The 18,334-nt window shown below is 64.1% G+C and carries 21 protein-coding genes; 14 read left to right on the top strand and 7 right to left on the bottom strand.

Annotation, left to right across the window (positions count from 1 at the left end; translation table 11 throughout):
- The first annotated feature begins 16 nt into the window (after positions 1-16).
- The 6 genes from AC57B1_RS23165 to AC57B1_RS23190 all read left to right on the top strand — a co-directional run bounded on the left by AC57B1_RS23165 (position 17) and on the right by AC57B1_RS23190 (position 5,603).
- The gene (locus tag AC57B1_RS23165) at positions 17-1,585 is read left to right on the top strand and encodes an NfeD family protein (protein ID WP_496418797.1); all 1,569 of its coding nucleotides are present in this window, start codon (positions 17-19) and stop codon (positions 1,583-1,585) included.
- A complete protein-coding gene (locus AC57B1_RS23170; RefSeq protein ID WP_408352892.1) occupies positions 1,582-2,355 on the top strand; it encodes a slipin family protein in 774 nt (257 codons plus the stop codon). The genes AC57B1_RS23165 and AC57B1_RS23170 overlap by 4 nt, the downstream gene beginning before the upstream one ends.
- 129 nt (positions 2,356-2,484) lie before the next feature.
- Positions 2,485-2,745: a DUF4148 domain-containing protein gene (locus AC57B1_RS23175; protein ID WP_408184126.1), complete on the top strand. Its 261-nt coding sequence runs from the start codon at positions 2,485-2,487 to the stop codon at positions 2,743-2,745.
- 262 nt (positions 2,746-3,007) lie between these two features.
- Complete coding sequence (locus AC57B1_RS23180) at positions 3,008-3,505, top strand: YaiI/YqxD family protein (protein WP_408352894.1); 498 nt, start codon at positions 3,008-3,010, stop codon at positions 3,503-3,505.
- A gap of 141 nt (positions 3,506-3,646) precedes the next feature.
- Positions 3,647-4,948: an NCS2 family permease gene (locus AC57B1_RS23185; RefSeq protein ID WP_496418798.1), complete on the top strand. Its 1,302-nt coding sequence runs from the start codon at positions 3,647-3,649 to the stop codon at positions 4,946-4,948.
- Between the two features lie 124 nt (positions 4,949-5,072).
- A complete protein-coding gene (locus AC57B1_RS23190) occupies positions 5,073-5,603 on the top strand; it encodes a cytochrome b (protein WP_496418799.1) in 531 nt (176 codons plus the stop codon).
- Positions 5,604-5,817: 214 nt separating this feature from the next.
- On the opposite strand, the gene AC57B1_RS23195 is transcribed toward AC57B1_RS23190, so the two are convergent.
- Complete coding sequence (locus AC57B1_RS23195; RefSeq protein ID WP_091807746.1) at positions 5,818-6,108, bottom strand: DUF1488 family protein; 291 nt, start codon at positions 6,106-6,108, stop codon at positions 5,818-5,820.
- A gap of 401 nt (positions 6,109-6,509) precedes the next feature.
- Between AC57B1_RS23195 and AC57B1_RS23200 the strand changes: the two genes are divergently transcribed.
- Together AC57B1_RS23200 and AC57B1_RS23205 are read left to right on the top strand one after the other, a co-directional pair.
- Positions 6,510-8,498: a sigma-54-dependent Fis family transcriptional regulator gene (locus AC57B1_RS23200; protein WP_496418800.1), complete on the top strand. Its 1,989-nt coding sequence runs from the start codon at positions 6,510-6,512 to the stop codon at positions 8,496-8,498.
- A 46-nt stretch (positions 8,499-8,544) separates the two neighbouring features.
- Positions 8,545-8,856, top strand: a complete 312-nt coding sequence (locus tag AC57B1_RS23205; protein WP_091809233.1) for a 2Fe-2S iron-sulfur cluster-binding protein — start codon at positions 8,545-8,547, stop codon at positions 8,854-8,856.
- Positions 8,857-8,908: 52 nt separating this feature from the next.
- Here the strand turns inward: AC57B1_RS23205 and AC57B1_RS23210 are convergent, their stop codons facing one another.
- Genes AC57B1_RS23210 through AC57B1_RS23220 form a run of 3 tightly spaced genes read right to left on the bottom strand, consistent with a single transcriptional unit; the run spans position 8,909 to position 10,024 of the window.
- The gene (locus AC57B1_RS23210; protein ID WP_012427516.1) at positions 8,909-9,103 is read right to left on the bottom strand and encodes a YqaE/Pmp3 family membrane protein; all 195 of its coding nucleotides are present in this window, start codon (positions 9,101-9,103) and stop codon (positions 8,909-8,911) included.
- Positions 9,104-9,121: 18 nt separating this feature from the next.
- The gene (locus tag AC57B1_RS23215; RefSeq protein ID WP_091807742.1) at positions 9,122-9,322 is read right to left on the bottom strand and encodes a DUF1653 domain-containing protein; all 201 of its coding nucleotides are present in this window, start codon (positions 9,320-9,322) and stop codon (positions 9,122-9,124) included.
- 57 nt (positions 9,323-9,379) lie between these two features.
- Positions 9,380-10,024 carry a helix-turn-helix transcriptional regulator gene (locus AC57B1_RS23220; protein ID WP_408352908.1) on the bottom strand — a complete coding sequence of 215 codons (645 nt, stop codon included), beginning with the start codon at positions 10,022-10,024 and terminating at the stop codon, positions 9,380-9,382.
- 210 nt (positions 10,025-10,234) lie between these two features.
- On the opposite strand from AC57B1_RS23220, the gene AC57B1_RS23225 reads away from it, so the two are divergent.
- From AC57B1_RS23225 to infA, 3 genes are all read left to right on the top strand, one after another.
- Positions 10,235-10,453 carry a hypothetical protein gene (locus AC57B1_RS23225; RefSeq protein ID WP_091807738.1) on the top strand — a complete coding sequence of 73 codons (219 nt, stop codon included), beginning with the start codon at positions 10,235-10,237 and terminating at the stop codon, positions 10,451-10,453.
- A gap of 598 nt (positions 10,454-11,051) precedes the next feature.
- Entirely contained in the window at positions 11,052-11,333 is a 282-nt protein-coding gene (locus AC57B1_RS23230; protein WP_408352910.1) for a hypothetical protein, read from the top strand.
- Positions 11,334-11,464: 131 nt separating this feature from the next.
- Entirely contained in the window at positions 11,465-11,737 is a 273-nt protein-coding gene (gene infA, locus AC57B1_RS23235; protein WP_012427521.1) for a translation initiation factor IF-1, read from the top strand.
- A 224-nt stretch (positions 11,738-11,961) separates the two neighbouring features.
- Here the strand turns inward: infA and AC57B1_RS23240 are convergent, their stop codons facing one another.
- On the bottom strand, positions 11,962-12,705 hold the full coding sequence (locus AC57B1_RS23240) for a GntR family transcriptional regulator (RefSeq protein ID WP_496418801.1): 744 nt from the start codon (positions 12,703-12,705) through the stop codon (positions 11,962-11,964).
- Between the two features lie 260 nt (positions 12,706-12,965).
- Here AC57B1_RS23240 and AC57B1_RS23245 point away from each other — a divergent pair, with 260 nt between their 5' ends.
- The 3 genes from AC57B1_RS23245 (at position 12,966) to AC57B1_RS23255 (ending at position 16,114) form a co-directional block, all read left to right on the top strand.
- Positions 12,966-14,204: a cyanate transporter gene (locus AC57B1_RS23245; RefSeq protein ID WP_408352914.1), complete on the top strand. Its 1,239-nt coding sequence runs from the start codon at positions 12,966-12,968 to the stop codon at positions 14,202-14,204.
- A gap of 175 nt (positions 14,205-14,379) precedes the next feature.
- Entirely contained in the window at positions 14,380-14,955 is a 576-nt protein-coding gene (locus AC57B1_RS23250; protein WP_091807730.1) for an ANTAR domain-containing response regulator, read from the top strand.
- 10 nt (positions 14,956-14,965) lie between these two features.
- Positions 14,966-16,114 carry a CmpA/NrtA family ABC transporter substrate-binding protein gene (locus AC57B1_RS23255; protein WP_496418802.1) on the top strand — a complete coding sequence of 383 codons (1,149 nt, stop codon included), beginning with the start codon at positions 14,966-14,968 and terminating at the stop codon, positions 16,112-16,114.
- Positions 16,115-16,128: 14 nt separating this feature from the next.
- On the opposite strand, the gene AC57B1_RS23260 is transcribed toward AC57B1_RS23255, so the two are convergent.
- Entirely contained in the window at positions 16,129-17,547 is a 1,419-nt protein-coding gene (locus tag AC57B1_RS23260) for a sensor histidine kinase (RefSeq protein ID WP_496418803.1), read from the bottom strand.
- On the bottom strand, positions 17,544-18,215 hold the full coding sequence (locus AC57B1_RS23265) for a response regulator (RefSeq protein ID WP_496418861.1): 672 nt from the start codon (positions 18,213-18,215) through the stop codon (positions 17,544-17,546). Before AC57B1_RS23265 ends, AC57B1_RS23260 begins: the two co-directional genes overlap by 4 nt.
- Positions 18,216-18,334: the final 119 nt, after the last annotated feature.

Consider the following 18,334-nt stretch of genomic DNA (forward strand, 5'->3'; position numbering starts at 1 on the left):
GCGGCAGCCGTCAGCGATGAGCACGTATCCGCGTCTCCCGTTCCGGCAGTCTGGCTCGCGCTTCTCGCTTATCCGTGGCGATATCGTGGGCCGGTTGGTGCGCGGCATGACCGTGCTCGGGATGCTATTGGCGATCGGGTTCGCGTCGTGCGAATCGAATGTGCCGCTTCGCGCCGCCGTCGCGCCCAACGGCGTGGTGGTCATTCCTGTCAATGGTGCGATCAGTCCGGCGAGCGCCGACTTCATCGTGCGCAGCCTGCAGCGCGCCGCCGACGAGCACGCGCAACTCGCCGTGCTACAACTCGATACGCCCGGCGGCCTCGATACGTCGATGCGGCAGATCATCAAGGCGATCCTCGCCTCGCCGGTGCCGGTCGCCACCTTCATCGCGCCGAGCGGCGCGCGTGCGGCGAGCGCTGGCACTTACATCGTGTATGCGAGCCATATCGCGGCGATGGCGCCGGGCACCAATCTGGGCGCGGCGACGCCGATCCAGATGGGCATCGGCGGCGCCGAGCCGCCGGCGGGCGGTGGAGCGCCGGGTTTGCCCGGCGTTGGCGGCGGTGCCGGCGGGTCGGCCCAACCCGCCGCTTCGGCGCCCACCGGTTCGGCCAGCGCCTTACCGCTCGACACCCAATCGACCGAGATGCGCAAGCAGGTTCACGACGCCGCCGCCTATATCCGCGGCCTCGCGCAAATGCGCGGCCGCAACGCCGACTGGGCCGAGCGCGCGGTGCGCGAAGCCGTGAGCCTGTCGGCGGCGGACGCGCTCGCGCAGCACGTCGTCGATCTGAATGCGCGCGACGTACCCGACCTGCTGCGCCAGGTGGACGGCCGCACGATCGTCACGAGCGCCGGCAATGTCACGCTCGGCACGGCCAGAGCGCCGGTCGTCACGCTCGAAGCCGACTGGCGCAGCCATTTCCTCGCCGTGATCACCGATCCCAACGTCGCGCTGATTCTGCTCATGATCGGCATGTATGGCCTGTTCTTCGAGTTCGCCAATCCGGGCTTCCTGCTGCCCGGCGTGGTCGGCGCAATCAGCCTGCTGCTCGGCCTCTTCGCCATGCAGATGATGCCGATCAACTACGTCGGCCTCGGTCTGATCTTTCTCGGCATCGCGTTCCTGATCGGCGAGGCGTTTCTACCCACTTTCGGCTCGCTCGGCTTCGGCGGCGTGGTCGCGTTCGTGATCGGCGCGCTGATGCTGATCGACACCGACGTGCCCGGCTACGGCATCCCGCTGCCGATGATCGCCGCCGTGGTCGTCTTCAGCGTGCTGTTCGTGCTGGGCGTGTCGAGACTCGCGCTGCGCGCGCGGCGCCGGCCGGTGGTGACGGGCTCGGAAGCGCTGATCGGCAGTGTCGGCGTGGTGCTCGACGGCGGCCTGCTGCCTGAGACCGCCGCTGCGGACCCCGCGGCCGGTGGCGCGCTGGCCGGCTGGGCGCGCGTGCACGGAGAACGCTGGCGGGTGTCCAGCACGGCCCCGGTCGCGGCAGGCCATGCGGTGCGCGTCACCGCGCGGCGCGGCCTGACGTTGACCGTGGTGCCCACGGAAGTACGACAACAAGGAGAACTTTCATGATCGGTTTTACATTCGGCTTCAGCAGCATTCTGATTCTGCTGGTGGCCGCGCTGATTGCTTCGTCGATACGGATTTTTCGGGAATATGAACGCGGCGTCGTGTTCATGCTCGGGCGCTTCTGGAAGGTCAAGGGGCCGGGCCTCGTGCTGATCATTCCGATCGTGCAGCAGGCCGTGCGCATGGATCTGCGCACTGTTGTGTTCGACGTGCCGCCGCAGGACGTGATCACGCGCGACAACGTCTCGGTGAAGGTCAACGCCGTGGTGTATTTCCGCGTGGTCGATCCGGAGAAAGCGGTGATTCAGGTGGCACGCTACTTCGAGGCGACCAGCCAGTTATCGCAGACCACTTTGCGCGCGGTGCTCGGCAAACACGAACTCGACGAACTGCTGGCCGATCGCGAGCAGTTGAACGCCGATATCCAGAAAGTGCTCGACGCTCAGACCGACGCCTGGGGCATCAAGGTATCGATCGTGGAAATCAAGCATGTGGATATCAACGAGACGATGATCCGTGCGATTGCCCGCCAGGCCGAGGCCGAGCGCGAACGGCGCGCCAAGGTGATTCACGCGGAAGGCGAATTGCAGGCCTCGCAGCACCTGCTGGAAGCGGCGCAAACGCTGTCGCGCCAGCCCCAGGCCATGCAGTTGCGTTACCTGCAAACCCTGACGACGATTGCCGCCGACAAGAATTCGACGATCGTTTTCCCGCTGCCGATCGATCTGCTGAGCGCCGTGCTGGACCGCTTTGGCAAGCCTTCGGCGCCCTGAACCTCTGGTTTGCCCAGTTGGGTTTGGTTCACTGGGTGAAATGGTGCATTGCCTTCAATCGCCTTACTCGAAATGCCTGTGAAAACTAGAATCTCGAGGTCGTTTTTAACCGCTCCATAGGAGCTCGTCATGAAAATCGTTTCTACTGTTGGACTCGGCGCGCTGTTGGCCGCCGTGAGCATGAGCACCGCGTTTGCGCAGACTTCGGCGCGGCCTTACGACCCGTCGGCGCCGAAAACGCGCGCCGAAGTGCGGGCCGATCTGGCCGACTGGCGTGCCGCCGGCTACGATCCGCTCGACTGGATCGACTATCCGCAGAATGCTCAGCGCGCGGGCCGCATCGTCGCGGCGCGGCGGGCGCAGCAATCCGGCGCGACGATGACACAGTAAGCGCGAGCCACACCGCGCGGCATGCGGCGCCGCCTGCGACTGCGATGGTCGTGGGCGAGGTTGGCTCCGCATGCCGTTCCGATTTGCTGCGTTCTGCGGTGCTTTACCGCTTTACCGTTTCAACGCCTTAGCGCTTTAGCGCCTCGCCGCCTCGCCGCCTCGCCCCCTTCACCCGCCTCGCAAATTCACTTGCCGCGCCGCCCTTTGCGCTGGCAAGGTATCATCTCGCCCCTTCGACAACCCCGCTGCCGGAATCCGAACCATGCCAATCTGGGTTGACGCCGACGCCTGTCCGGTCGTGATCAAGGACATGCTCTACCGTGCCGCGCGCCGCACCGGCATGACGCTGACGCTGGTCGCCAATTCGTTTCTGCGCGTGCCGCCCTCGCCGCTGATCCGCGCAATCCAGGTGCCAGCCGGTTTCGACGCCGCCGACGATCTGATCGCCGAACGAGTCGCCGCGGGCGACCTCGTGATCACCGCCGACATCCCGCTCGCCGCCGCCGTGCTGGCCAAGAACGCCGAGGCGCTCGATCCGCGCGGCAACTGGTACACGCCCGGCACGATCGAAGAACGGCTGCGCATGCGCTCCATGCTCGACCAGTTGCGCAGCAGCGGCGTCGATACCGGCGGCCCGGCCGCCTTCAGCGCGCGCGACAGCAAAAGCTTCGCGGGTGAGCTGGACCGCTGGCTGGCACGGCAACGGCCGCAGTCTGATGCGCCGACGCCACAGTCTCCCGGCGAACCGCCTATCGCATGAGCTTTACGCGGCGGCTCGCCCGCACAAAGCGGCACGCCGCCGCCAATCCTGACTACAATCCGCCCGTAACGCCGGCGCCGACGCCGCGCAAGCACCGCTCCAACCACAAAAAAGCTTTCTGAACGACGAGAGACCCGCCTCATGGACTCCATAAAACGCTACTTCGGCTTCGAAGCTGCCGGCACCAACCTGCGCACCGAAGTGCTCGCTGGCCTGACCACCTTCCTCACGATGGCCTACATCATCTTCGTGAATCCGGCGATTCTCGGCGACGCCGGCATGCCGAAGGACTCGGTGTTCGTGGCGACCTGCATCGTCGCGGCGCTCGCCTCGCTGATCATGGGTCTGTACGCGAACTATCCGATCGCGCTCGCGCCGGGCATGGGCCTGAACGCGTACTTCGCGTACACCGTCGTCAAGGGCATGGGCTTCACCTGGCAGGCCGCGCTCGGCGCGGTATTCATCTCCGGCTGCCTGTTCATGATCGTCACGCTGTTCCGCGTGCGCGAAGTGATCGTCAACGGCATTCCGCATTCGATACGCATTGCCATTACCGGCGGTATCGGCCTCTTTCTCGCGATCATTTCATTGAAGTCGGCCGGCGTGGTGGTCGGCAATCCGGCCACCCTCGTGACGCTCGGCGACCTGCACAATCCGCACGTGATTCTCGCCGTGATCGGCTTCTTCGCGATCGTCACGCTGGACCACCTGCGGGTGCGTGGCGCGATCCTGATCGGCATTGTCGGCGTGACGGTGCTGAGCTTTTTCTTCGGCGGCAACCAGTTTCACGGCATCATCTCGGCGCCGCCGTCCATCGCGCCGACGCTGTTTCAACTCGACATTCGCGGCGCGCTGTCGGGTGGCGTGCTGAACGTGATCCTCGTGTTTTTCCTCGTCGAATTGTTCGATGCGACCGGCACGCTGATGGGCGTCGCCAATCGCGCCGGGTTGCTGGTGGAAGGCAAGATGCACCGGCTGAACCGCGCGCTGCTCGCCGACAGCACGGCGATTCTGGCCGGCTCGATGCTGGGCACCTCGTCGACCACCGCGTACATAGAAAGCGCTTCGGGTGTGCAGGCAGGCGGACGCACCGGCGTGACCGCCATCACCGTGGCCGTGCTGTTCCTTGCGGCGCTCTTTTTCGCGCCGCTGGCGGGCGTGGTGCCAGGCTACGCGACGGCACCGGCGCTGCTCTACGTGTCGTGCCTGATGCTGCGCGAAATGCTCGACCTGCCGTGGGACGACGCCACCGAGGTGGTGCCGGCCGCGCTCACCGCGCTTCTGATGCCCTTCACCTATTCGATCGCCAATGGCGTCGCGTTCGGCTTTATCTCGTATGCGGGCCTGAAACTGCTCACCGGCCAGGCGCGCAAGGTGAAGCTGGTGGTGTGGATCATCGCGGCCATTTTCCTGTTCCGCTATTTCTATCTCGGCAGCGAGTAAGCTCCGCGCCGCGCGCTCTCGCCTGGATCGATCACGATTTTATTGATGGTGCCATTCCGGTCAGGCACCGTTTATCATCTGATGATTCATAAAAACGATCGACCAGGTCTCGGGAGCCCCCTTCATGTCTTACAGCCGCACCTCGGAGCGCTACACGCCGCCCGCCATTTTCTTTCACTGGGCCATGTTTCTGCTGATCGCGCTGGCATACGTGGCAATCGAGATTCGCGGACCCAAGGGCAGCGACAGTCGCGCGTTCTGGAGTAGCGTGCATTTCTGGTGCGGCACGCTCGTGCTGGGGCTCGCCGCTCTGCGTTTGCTGTGGCGCTTGTGGGCCGGCGCGCCCGCCGAAGTGGATAGCAACCGCGTGCTCGCATTCCTCGCGCGCGCCACGCATCTCGCGCTATACGTTTTTATCTTCGCGCAGCCGTTGCTCGGCATTCTGATGATCAACACCGGCGGACATCCTGTCACGCTCGCGTGGCTCAATATCAATTACACGCTGGTTGGCGCCGATCCTGTCGCGCGGCCATTGCTCAAAACCGCGCATGAATGGCTCGGCAATGCATTTTATTGGGTGATCGGCCTGCACGCATTGGCGGCGCTCGCGCATCACGTGGTCTTCAAGGATCGCACGCTGCGGCGAATGATTTGAGCGCACTCAGCCGCTCGCGCTACAGCGTGGGCGCGTTCTGAGCGTTGCGTGTTTCGTGCTTTGCGAGTTTCGTGCTGATACCGGCGGCACGCTTGGCCGCAGCCGGTTTCGAATGATCGATGAATGCCGCGCGGGTTTCCACACCTTCTGATTCTTGCGCGGCTTTCGATCAGCTTCCGGCGTCGGCCCTAACGTCAGCCGGAAACGCGCTCGATCAATTGCGCCAGTTGGCCTCATAGAAGCGCACATAGCCGCTTCTGAGCACGAGACATTGCGCCCTCGTTTCCGAAAGCAAACGCCGCGTGGCGGCTTCGATCCGGGCGCGATGCGTGTCGAATGCGCCGACCATGTCTTCCAGGCGCGGCGAGGCGGCGCCGAAGTGGTCTTCCAGTGCCTCAGCCGTGATCATGCATTCCACCCTCTGCCCATCGACCATCGCGGGGAAAGCCAAGGTGAGTTCGCGACCTGAATATTCAGGGGTTTCTTTCGGGAAAAGGATCTGCATGGGAGTTCACCTGGAAGGTAGGTGCTGCGCATGGTCTAGCCGGGTAATGCGCACGCCGGTTGCAACTGGTCGCGTCTCAAGCGCCAACCTCCTTGTCCAATGCTGACGACGCGGGCTCGTCACCTCGCGGCTGCGACGCTGTAGTTCGCGGCCCGCGTAGGTGATTTGATTCACTTTAGACGAGTTCGGGCGCGGCGCAAGTTTTCCTTTTGGTTTGCCTGATTTTGGTGCCCTCCGCGTTTTTTTGAGGCGAGACGTGTGCGCCGCCTCCGTTTTTTCCCTGCCGCGCACTGCGCGTTTCGTCCTGTAAGATCGGTGTTCGACCGTATGCGCAGATGTTGCGCTGCGGCATCGAGCGGAGGGCAACGTACCCGCCGTGTCCGTTTCACCGGAGACATGCCTTGACCCAACGTTCTGCCACGCCGCCCGCCGTCGGCCGGCCCGATGTCATCGCGCAGGCGCACGCCCGCTCGCTCGAACTCGGGCTCCGCGCGTCCGAAACGCCGGACTTTCATCCGCTGCGCCGGCCCGCGTTGCGTGAGCTCGTCGATCGCAATCAATCGCTTTATACGCATGCGCTTCCCGTCATGGAAACGCTGCATGCGCAGATTGTCGATACGCAAAGCATGGTGCTGCTCACCGACAATCATGGCGTGATCCTTCACAGCCTCGGCGATAGCGACTTCGTTGAAAAAGCCAATCGCGTCGCGCTGTGTCCGGGCGTCTCGTGGGCCGAGGCGGATCGCGGCACCAATGCGATCGGCACCGCGCTAGTCGACGGACAGCCCACTGTCGTGCATGCGGGAGAACACTTCCTGCACGCCAACCGCATTCTCACCTGCTCGTGCGCACCGATTGCCGATCCGTTCGGGCGCACGATCGGCGCACTCGACGTGAGCGGCGACACGCGCGGCTTTCACAAGCACACGCTCGCGCTCGTCAGGATGTCGGCGCAGATGATCGAAAATCATCTGTTCTCCAATCAATTTGTCGACGCGATCCGCGTTCACTTTCACGCGCGCGCGGAGTTCATCGGCACGTTGTTCGAGGGGCTCGCGGCGTTCACGCCGGACGGCACGTTTCTGTCGGCCAACCGCAGTGCGCTGTTTCAATTCGGGCAGCCGCTGGCCGAGTTGCAGCGGCAACCCTTCGACGCGCTGTTCGGAATCGCGTTCGCGCGGCTGTTGCAGCAGATTACGCGCGCACCCGGCGAGACCATTCTGCTGACGCTGCCGAGCGGCGTGCGCGTGGTGGCGCGCGGCGAATACGCAACGCCTCGCTATGTCGCACCGTCGGAAGACGTCGATAGGTCCCGCGCGTCGCTCGCCGGCGGAGCACGTCGTGCGTCGCGCACAGTGGATCCCGCACCACTCGCCACGCTTGAAACGCTCGATACCGGCGACGCGCAAGTCGCCGCGATCCTGCGGCGTGTCACCAAACTGCGTGGCCGCGATATTCCGATTCTCGTGCTCGGCAAGACCGGCACCGGCAAGGAGTGGCTCGCGCGCGCCATCCATCACGATTCGCCGCGCCAGGCCGCGCCGTTCATCGCACTGAATTGCGCGTCTTTGCCGGAGACCCTGATCGAAGCGGAGTTGTTCGGTTACGAAGACGGCGCGTTCACCGGCGCAAAAAAACGCGGCAGCGTCGGCAAGATCGTGCAAGCCGATGGCGGCACGCTGTTTCTCGACGAAATCGGCGACATGCCGCTCGCCCAGCAAGTGCGTTTGATGCGCGTGCTGCAGGAGCGCACCGTCTTGCCGCTCGGCGGAACACGGGCGATTCCGGTGGATCTGCGCATCGTCTGCGCGACCCACCGCAACCTGCGCGCGATGATCGAAGCCGGCACCTTCCGCGAAGACCTGTATTACCGGATCAACGGACTCGTCGTGACTTTGCCCGCGCTGCGCGAGCGCACCGATCTTCACGCGCTCGTCACGCGCATGCTGGCGTTGCAGCCCGATGGCGAACGCCTGCCGCGCCGCGTCTCAGCCGAGGTGCTCGACCGGTTCGCACAGTGCCGATGGCCGGGCAATCTGCGGCAACTGGCCAACGTGTTGCGCACCGCGAGCATCATGGCCGAAGGCGCGCAACAGATCGAACTCGACGATTTGCCCGAGGACTTCTTGCAGGATTGCATCGACGCTACCGCAGAGCAAAGCGTGCAAGCACCGGCAGCGCTTGCAGGGTCAAGCCCGGACGCCGAAGCCGTTGCCGCGGCGCAAATTCCGCGGCAGCCAGCGTCCGGCAAGATGGAAGCGTGGCAGGCCGCGTTGATTGCGCAAACGCTCGAGCGGCTGGACGGCAATGTGTCGGCGGCGGCGCGCGAGTTGGGGCTGGCGCGCAATACGGTGTACCGGTATTTGCGGCGCGGCGGCGCGACGCATTGAGACGGCAACGTGTAAAGTGTGGCGCAATCCGTCACAGACTCACACGATGTCCGACTCTATCCGCCCGCCTCTGGTTCGCGTCGAGCCAATTGGTCAAAGCTTCGAAGCGCCCGATTCGCTCACGATTCTCGAAGCCGCAAGTTTTGCGAATCTGCGTTTGCCGCGCTCGTGCAGGAATGGGACGTGTCGTACGTGTATCTGCAGGATGACTGCGGGACGTGTGCGCTACACGATCGAGTGGCCGGGTCTCAGCCGGGAAGAAAAGCAGGAAGGCTACATTCTGCCGTGCGTGGCAATAGCCGAATCCGATGTGGTAATCGAAGCACCAGACGCAGTCGCATCGAGGCCATCCAGCTGAAGTGCGGCGGCTTCATGGCTCTGAAGCACACTCACGCCGCTCCTCGCAAGCCTTAACGCCCGCTGCCCATTGCCCGGGCAATTTTCTTATCGGTGTTGTACTGGCTCAGCGCATACACCGACCAGATCGCGGCCGGAATCCAGCCGATCAGCGTGATCTGCAGGATCAGGCAGATAATGCCCGCGAACGGACGGCCGATCGTGAAAAACTGAAACCACGGCAGAATGATGGCAAGCAGTAAACGCATTCAGATTCCTGTTGTTGGCTATGCCTGATCGATCGGCGCGAAGCGCGCCACCTTGGCGCCATCCACGTCGATCAGTTCGAAAAATACCGAAGCCGGACGCGTCCAGATCGTACCATTGGCGGCTTTGTACACGATCATCGTGACGGTCGGATCCGACTCGAGCGTGGCCTCGCAAACCAGTTCGTAAATCCCGCCTTTGTAGTGCCGGTAACGCACCATTCGCATCCTCCCTGAATTGAAAAAACGCAGCGCTTTCGCGCGGCAACGGTCGAACCGTCAGCCGCCCTCTTTCATCTGCTTCAGAATCTTGTAGACGGTGGCGCGCCCCATTGTCAGCACGGCGGCCACGTAGTTCGCGGAACTGCGGCCGCGAAACGCGCCTTGTGCGTGCAGCGCCTCGACGATTTCCCGCTTGTGTTCGCGCGTGAGCGCATTGATGCCGATCTGTCGTTCGCGCAGCCACGTATGCAGGTACGTGTTGATGCGGTCCTGCCAGTCGTCGCGAAACAGTTCTTCCGCAGGTGCCTCGCTCAGGTTGCCGCCCTTGATGAACAGATCGAGTGTGGAACGCACATCTTCGAACACCGCGATATTGAAGTTGATGCACAGCATGCCGGCCGGTTTGCCGTCGTCGTCGAACAGGATGTTGCTCACGCAACGCATGCGCCGGCCGTCCCAGTTGAGCTTTTCATACGGCCCGATCGTCTGGCCGCGCGCCGCGTAATGGACTTCGTCCAGCACTGACGGCCCGCCCACCTCAAGCTTCGACAGGTTGTTCACGAGGTACGCGATGGTCTGGTCGCGCAGGTCGTGAATCACCACTTCGGCGCACGGATAGAACAGCGCCGCGATGCCGTCGGCAATGGGAGCGTAGCGCTCGAGCAGCAGGTCTTTCACAGGAGACACGTTTGGGTTGCGCATTGGGGAATCGCGGTGTTCAAGGGATGCGGCAACTCGCCATTGTAGCCACCCCGCCGCGCCGCGGCGACCGCGGCGGCGATCACGCCCTCAAAAAACGGGCGCGGGCGCCGGCCTCTCGACGCCGCCCTTTCGCGCACGGCGAATTTTGTCCGCTTGGCGAGCGATTTTTTTTCGTGCGATAAAAGGCGTATCTATTTCACGGAGCAACAGATGGCCACGCTCGAAGCGTTTCGCGCCGTGCTCGATGACGAAGGCACGCCGGAGATCATCCGCAATCACATCATCGATTCGCTGCAATACACGCTGCGCAATCACGGGCAGATTTTCACGTCGAAGGAAGTCGAATGGCTGGCCGGCTGGGATGACGCGCGCATTCCGCTCGCGGCAACGCGCGAGCTGCAGAAGCGCGTCGCCGAAACATCCCGTTGAAGCAAGACCCTGTTGATCGTTCAGCGCGCGCCACGACGGCGCAACCCTTCACCCGGCGTGCCGCTCATGGCCAGGCACGCCGTGCGCGAGCGCCGCGTCGCGCGCGAGGCCCCGCCGGCTGGGCGGTTCACCCCTGCGTGGAACTTTTTGCTATCCAATTAGCCCCATTTAGTGCATCATATTGGAATAGCTGTATTCCGCATTCGTAGTTCCGGCGTTTCCTGGCAAAATCGCAGCATCATCGCGGGTGGAACCTCAGGCAATACCGGGCAGGCTCAAACCGGCATCTCCGCACCACCCCCGACTGTTCGACCGCCGCCTGCTGGCGGTCCCGTCACTCCGGCAATGCGTCGCATGCATTCGCCGTCGCGAGCTGTGCAGCTGAGGGTTCATTCACGCGCCCGATGTCCGCGCGACATCAGCGTGTTTCTTCTCCATCGAATCCGCGATTTTGCGCGGCCGCGCTCAAGCCCTTGTCATCGGGCCTGTGCCACACTTTTTCCATGGCGGCGCGCCTCAAGGTGCTGCGCTGCCCGGCCCGTCTTGCCGCGCGTAACACGCGTGACACGCCGGCCAAGTAATACAGGACACAAGCTTCATGAATTCAGCAGTCAAGACGTACAAGGGTTACGAAATTCACCCGCTCGTCTATCCGCGCCGCCCGGCGGACGGTCAGACGAGCCGCAATCCGGACGCCGGTTACGACGCGTCGGTGCGCATCTGCCGCGTGGGCGCCAATGCGGCCGCCGACGGCCGTGTGTTCCGTCTGCAGTACCTGTTTCCGTTCGACGGCACGGGCAAGGCGCGCATCGCGTGCATGGCCCACGCCGAGCAACTGATCGACGGCCGTGTAGACGGCCAGTCCGTCGCCGATCTTTGAGCGGTACTATCAGCATATAGGCTGATGCCGCAGGACAGCGGGCTCGAAAAACCCGCTATCGCCCCAATCTGATGTTGTGCTGCCCGGCGTGGGCGACCAACACCCCTTATCCCATCGACCAGGAGTTATGCATGGCGAAAGAAGAACTGCTTGAACTTGACGGTATCGTCGACGAAGTACTTCCGGACAGTCGTTACCGCGTGACGCTCGACAACGGCGTCGTGGTTGGCGCTTACGCGTCCGGACGCATGCGCAAGAACCACATCCGCATTCTCGCGGGCGACCGCGTGACGCTGGAGCTGTCCGTCTACGATCTGACCAAAGGCCGGATCAATTTCCGTCATAAAGACGAGCGCGCCACCGGTGGCGGCGGTGCTCGCAACACGCAATTCCGTCGCCGTTAAGGCCGGCGGCACGCTGAGCGCGCTTTGCGCGGTCCCGGCGTGATCCATTGCGATTGAGTTGTACGCGAAGCCATTCGCGCGCCTTCTCCGGCTTGACTCGTTGATTCGAGCCTGAGCGGCGCGCTGCGGCGTCGCCTTGTTGCAACCCGAAATTCCCTCATCGCCTGGCGCTTTCTGCTGCCGGTGGGCGTTTCACCGCCTTCCCCGCTTCCCTCCACACGCGCTCAAAGGCCGAACACCGTCCCGAGATCCTCTCCGGCAGCGCTTTTGCGCACCTGCTCGACCACCCGCTCCTCCAGTTCAGCCAGATGCTCCCGCATTGCCGCCAATGCCGCGGCGAGGTCGCCCGATTCGAGCGCGTCGATGATTTGCGTGTGTTCGTCCGCGGAGCAGGTGGAACCCTTCGACGGGTCGAACAGCGCTTTATACAACTCGGTTTTGGCGACCAGTTGCCCGACCAGTCCTAGCAGCTCGGTGCCGCCCGCCAACTCCGTCAGCAGCACGTGAAACTGGCCGGCAAGACGCACGGAGTCTTCGACCGCCCCGGCGCGTAGCGCCTTCTCTTCGCTGCGAACGTGCGCGCGCAAGCTCCGCTTGTGCTGCGCGCTCAATGCCCCGCACAACGCGGCGACGATGCCCGCCTCGACGATCTGCCGCGCGCGATACACCTGGCGAATGTCCTCCTCGGACGGCGACGGCACAAACGCACCGCGATTCGCCTCCAGCACGAGCTTGCCTTCGAAGCCTAGCCGCGCCAGCACCTTGCGCAGCGCGCCGCGCGTGCAGCCGAAGGCGGCGGCCAGATCCCGCTCGACCAGTTGCGCGCCCGGCCGCAGGCGTCCCTGCAGCAACGCCGCGGTAATCGACGCATAAATACGCTCTTCGACGCTGGACGAATCGTCTTCGCGTGCGGGTTGAATGGGCGCATCTGTATCAGCAGACGACGAGCGCCGGGGACGTGGTGGCATGGCTTCAGTGACCGGAAATGGAGCGAAAAGGCCCAGGCATTCTAGCGGCGGCGGGCAGCCGGCGCCATCCGCTTATGCTGCTCGCTATACCGGACATCATAAAAATGGTTAACCATTTTTTGTTATTATGGTTGACCAAAATAAGCCGCGCGTGGGTTTTCACACTGCTGCTCACCGGTTTCGCCAACGACGCCCACCTCGCCGCTTCGCCACCGCGCCAGCACACGGCGCGCCGCCCCTCTCTCGCCACCAGGACCATTGTGAATTCGCACCCCCAAGCCAGTTCGACCCGCACTTCCGCTCACCACGCCGCTGTGGCGCTGACGTGGCGGGACGTCGTGTGGCTCGGTGCGATCGTCGCGATCGGCATCAATCTGCGGCCGTTGCTGACCTCGATCAGCCCTTTGATGACGACGATCCGCGACGCAACCGGCCTCAGCTTCTACGGAGCGTCGCTGCTGACCAGCCTGCCGGTCGTCGCAATGGGGATCGGCGCATTCGGGGCGGGCGCGCTGGCCCGCACGCTCGGCGAAACACGCGGTGTCGCGCTCGGCTTGCTGGCTATCGCGCTGGCATGCGCGGCGCGGTGGACGGCGTCGAGCGGCGCGGCGCTGCTCGCCACCGCGTTGCTGGCAGGTGCCGGGGTCGCCGCAATTCAGGCGCTGCTGCCCGCCGTGATGAAGCAGCGCTTTCATGCGCGCGTGCCGCTCGCAATGGGTGTGTTCTCCGCGTCCATCATGGGCGGCGGCGGGTTGGGCGCGAGTTTGAGCCCTTGGGTGAGCCACGCGATGCAGTCATGGCAGGCAGGGCTCGCGGCATGGGCGATTCCTGCCTGTGCGGCGCTCGCCTGCTGGTGGGCATTGAACCGCCGGTCTTCCGGCAACGGCGCCGCAGCGGCTGCTTCGGCACAAGCAGACACCCTTTCACTTTGGCGTACGCGGCGCGCGTGGACCCTCGGGCTCTACTTCGGGATTGTGAACGGCGGCTATACGAGTCTCGTCGCGTGGTTGCCGGCGTTTTATCAGCAGCGCGGCGTGAGCGTGGCGGCGAGCGGATCGCTGCTGGCCGGCATGACGGTGTTTCAGGCGAGCGCGGCACTGCTGTTGCCGCTTGCCGCGGCGTCGTTCCGGGATCGCCGGCCATGGCTGATGCTCGGTCTCGCGGCGCAACTGTTCGGACTGCTTGGCTTGATTGTCTGGCCCGATGCCGCGCCCTTGCTGTGGGCCGGCGTAGCAGGCGCGGGCCTGGGCGGGGTCTTTTCGCTGACGCTCGTCACCGCCATGGATCATTCAGCCGACCATCGCGTGGCCGGCCAACTCGTCGCATTCACCCAGGGCGTGGGCTTCATCGTGGCCGCCGTCGCGCCGGTTGTGGCCGGTCTCGTGCGAGGCTGGAGCGGAAGCTTCGGCGCCGCGTGGATCATGCTCGCCTGCTGCGTCGTCGCCATGATGGCGCTGAGTTTGGTGTTTGCGCCCCGCAGTTACGGCCAATGGCGCTGATGAACTGAGCGGCGTGCGCCGCTTCGGTGCATCGGCGTGACGTGCCCCGTGCAGGTGCAGCGACGGGCGCCCACGCAATCGCCAAGTGCGTGACTGCACGAGTTTTACACTTGGGCGCATCGACTGGCATAGCCATTGCTTTATTCCTGGTCAGCCGTCGATAAAACCCCACTCCATGCTGCGCGTTCTCCTCGTAACCGACACCGATAAGCCCATCGGCGACCTTCGCGACGCCCTTGCCCGACTCGGCTACGAGATGCTGGCGGGCACCGCCACGCCGCAAGCACTGCATCGCGTGGTGCAGAGCGAGCGGCCCGATGTCATCATCATCGATACGGAATCGCCGTCGCGCGACACGCTCGAACAGCTTGCGGTCATGAACGCCACCGCGCCGCGCCCGGTGCTGATGTTCAGCCACGACGCCAACCAGCAATTGATCCGCGACGCCGTCGGCGCGGGCGTCACGGCCTATCTCGTCGAAGGTCTAGCGACCGAGCGTCTTGCGCCCATCCTCGAAGTCGCGCTCGCGCGTTTTGCGCAGGAATCGCAATTGCGCGAGCGCCTCGCGCAAGTCGAAAGCGAACTTGCCGAGCGCAAGCTGATCGATCGCGCCAAACGGCTCCTGATGGATCAACAGAAGATCACCGAACACGCCGCCTACGCCAACCTGCGCAAGCGCGCGATGAACCAGGGCGTCAAACTCGCCGAAGTCGCGCGCGCCATCATCGCGTCGGCCGACTCGCCCAAATGAAGCGCCGTCCATGAACTCTCCCATTACCACTGCAACCAACCCATCCGGGCCGCTCGAGAAGACTCATCTGCGGCTCGGCTTCGTGGCGCTCTCGGACGCCGCGCCGCTCGTCGCCGCCAAGCTGCTCGAATTCGGCCACGCGCACGGCCTGACGCTGGAGCTGTCGCGTCAGCCGTCGTGGGCCGCCGTGCGTGACAAACTGCTGTCGGGCGATCTGGATGCGGCCCATGCGCTCTACGGACTCGTGTACGGCGTGCAACTGGGTCTCGGCGGACCGCAAACGGACATGGCCGTGCTGATGGTGCTCAACCGCAACGGCCAGGCCATCACGCTGTCGAACCGTCTCGCCGATGCGCTCGCCGAACACGGCACGCTGCCCAAGGCGCTCGCCACGCTCGGCCGCAAGCCGGTCTTCGCGCAGACCTTCCCCACCGGCACGCACGCGATGTGGCTGTACTACTGGCTCGCGTCACAAGGCGTGGATCCGTTGCGTGATATCGAGAGCGTGGTGATTCCTCCGCCGCAAATGGTTGCGGCGCTCGCCGAAGACAAGCTTGACGGCCTGTGCGTTGGTGAACCCTGGAATATGCAGGCCGAAGCGCAGGGCGTCGGCAGAACGATCGCTTATACGAGCGACGTGTGGCCCGATCATCCCGAGAAGGTGCTGGCGTGCCGGCGCGATTTTGTCAGCGCGAATCCGCATGCCGCGCGCGCGCTCGTGCAGACTATGCTCGAAGCGTGCCGCTGGCTCGACGGCGCGGGACATCGCGAGGACATCGCGCGCTGGCTTGCGCTGCCCGAGTACGTTGGCATTGATGCCTCGTTGATCGCGGCGCGCCTCGGCAACGTGATCGCGGCTTCCGCGCCGGGAGGCCTGCCCGTGCGCTTCTTCGACAACGGCGCGGTGAATTATCCGCGAGCGATCGAAGGCGCGTGGTTTCTCACGCAGTTCGAGCGCTGGGGCATGATCGACGCGCGCGCGGATTATGCGGACATCGCCGCGCGAATCAACCAGACGCAGTTGTATCGCGAAGCGGCAGCGGGCGTAAACGTCGCGGTGCCGGAAGAAAGCGCATCACAGGTATTGATCGATGGCGAAACGTGGAGCAGCGGCACCTCTCCCACGGGTTATGCGCGGCGCTTTCCGATTCGCCGCTGAATTCCGCGCCGGCGTTACGCCGCCTTCAACGGCGGAAGCAACACGCTGACGATCAACCCGCCGCCATGCGCATCGGCGAGCGCAACCAGCGCACCGTGTACGCGCGCGATTTCCCGCACGATCGACAAACCCAGTCCGCTGCCTTCCACCGCCTGCGTCGCTTCGCTGCGATAGAAGCGCTCGAACACCGCCTCGCGCTCGCTCATGGCAATGCCCGGCCCATTGTCGATCACCTGCAGCAACGCCTGTTCGCCTTCGCGCGCGACCCGCACGGTAATCACCGCACCATCGCCTGAATAGCGGATCGCGTTATCGATCAGATTGCCGACCAGTTCCGCGAGCAGATCGCTTTGCCCCATCACGTCGACACGCGCGTCCTGCTCGAAACCGAGATCGATGCCACGTGCGCGAGCCACCGGCGACCAGTCGAGCGTCACGCTGCGCGCCACCTTATGCAGCGGCACCGCCGCGTGCCTGACCGTATAGCCGCTGTGCGCTTCGAGCCGCGAGAGCGACAGCAACTGTTGCACGATGCGCACCGCGTGCTGCACCGCGCGATTCAGCCGCCGCAAATGCACCGCTTGCCGACGATCGCCAGTCGAACCCGCTTCCGTGCCGTCGATATCGCGCAGCGCCAGTTCGGACTCCGCCTGAATCACCGCAAGCGGCGTTTTCAACTGATGCGCGGCGTCGTTGAAAAAACGCCTGCGCGACGACTGCATCAACTGCGTGCGGCCGATGTACTGATTGATCGAATCTACTAGCGGCGTCACTTCGCTCGGCAGACCGACCGTGTCGAGCGGCGTTGGATCATCCTCCGCGCGCGCGGCCACTTTCGCCGACAAACGGTTCAACGGCCGCAAACCGCGCGCCACGCCCAGCCACACGATGCCGAGCGCGAGCACCACCAGCAAGCCCTCCTGTTGCAGCGAGCCGGTCAGAATCTCGCGCGCCAACGCCTGACGCTGCTCGATCGTTTCGCCGACTCTCACCAGCACCACCCGCGTCTGCGCGCTCGGCACGTCGTGCACGGGCAGCCTCAACATGGCGATACGCAGCGGACGGCCGCGAAACACGCCGTCATAGAAACGCACGCGGTAGGGCTCACCTGGCACGTTGCCGGCGTCAGGCAAGTCAGGATATCCGGTCACCACGGGCCCACCTTCCTCGCGAATCTGATAGTAGATGTTGCCGCCGCCATTCGATTCGAACATCTCCAGAGCGAGGTACGGAAGATCGACTTCGATCTCGCCGTCGCGCAAGCGGATGCCGTCGCGAATCGAGCGCAGCGAAAATTCGAGCGTGCGGTCGAATGCCGCATGCGCCGCGTTCATTGCGCGCTGATACGTGAGCCACGCGTCGAACGCGAGCAGCAGAAGCAGCGGCACCAACAGCCACAGTGCGACACGTACGCGCAGATTCGGCTGCGTCATGCGCTTCTTGCTTCCAGCAGATAGCCGAGTCCGCGCAGCGGCACGATGCCAACCGAACTGTGTTCGAGTTTCTTGCGCAAGCGGTACACATAGATTTCGATCGCGTCCGCATTCACCGATTCGTCGAGCCCGAAGATTTTCTCCGACAGCGTGTCCTTGTTGATCGCGCGGCCGTTGCGCAGGATCAGCACTTCCAGCACCGAGCGCTCGCGCGGCGTCAGCGCAAGCGATTCTCCGTCGAGCGTGAAGCCCCGGTCCACGCTGTCGTAAAGCAGCGTGCCGCATTGTGCGTTGAGCGGTTCCTGGCCGTGGCTGCGGCGTAACAGCGCACGCGCGCGCGCTTCGAGTTCGGTGAGGGCGAAAGGCTTGGCGAGATAGTCGTCGGCGCCGAGATCGAGGCCGCGCACGCGCTCCTCCACCGAACCGTGCGCGGTCAGCATTAGCACCGGCACGGCGTTGCGGCGTGCGCGCAAACGGCGCAGCACTTCGAGGCCGTCGAGTTTCGGCAAACCGATATCGAGAATCACCAATGCGTAGTCCTGCGTACGAAGCACGTGGTCGGCTGATTCACCGTCGTGCATGCAGTCGACCGTGAGTTTCGCGCTGGTCAGCGCGTCGGTGAGCGAGCGGGAAAGGATCCGATTGTCTTCGACGAGCAGCACACGCATGAGCAGAATCCCAGGGAAATCCATGAGGCGAATTCGACCATTGTGACGCATTTCCTTCGAAAATTGAAAGCGTTCAGAAAGCACCGACCTCTTACCATTCGCCTACACAAAACCAACAC

The sequence above is a fragment of the Paraburkholderia sp. BGA-UO-ETr-F21 genome (genome assembly GCF_059567925.1).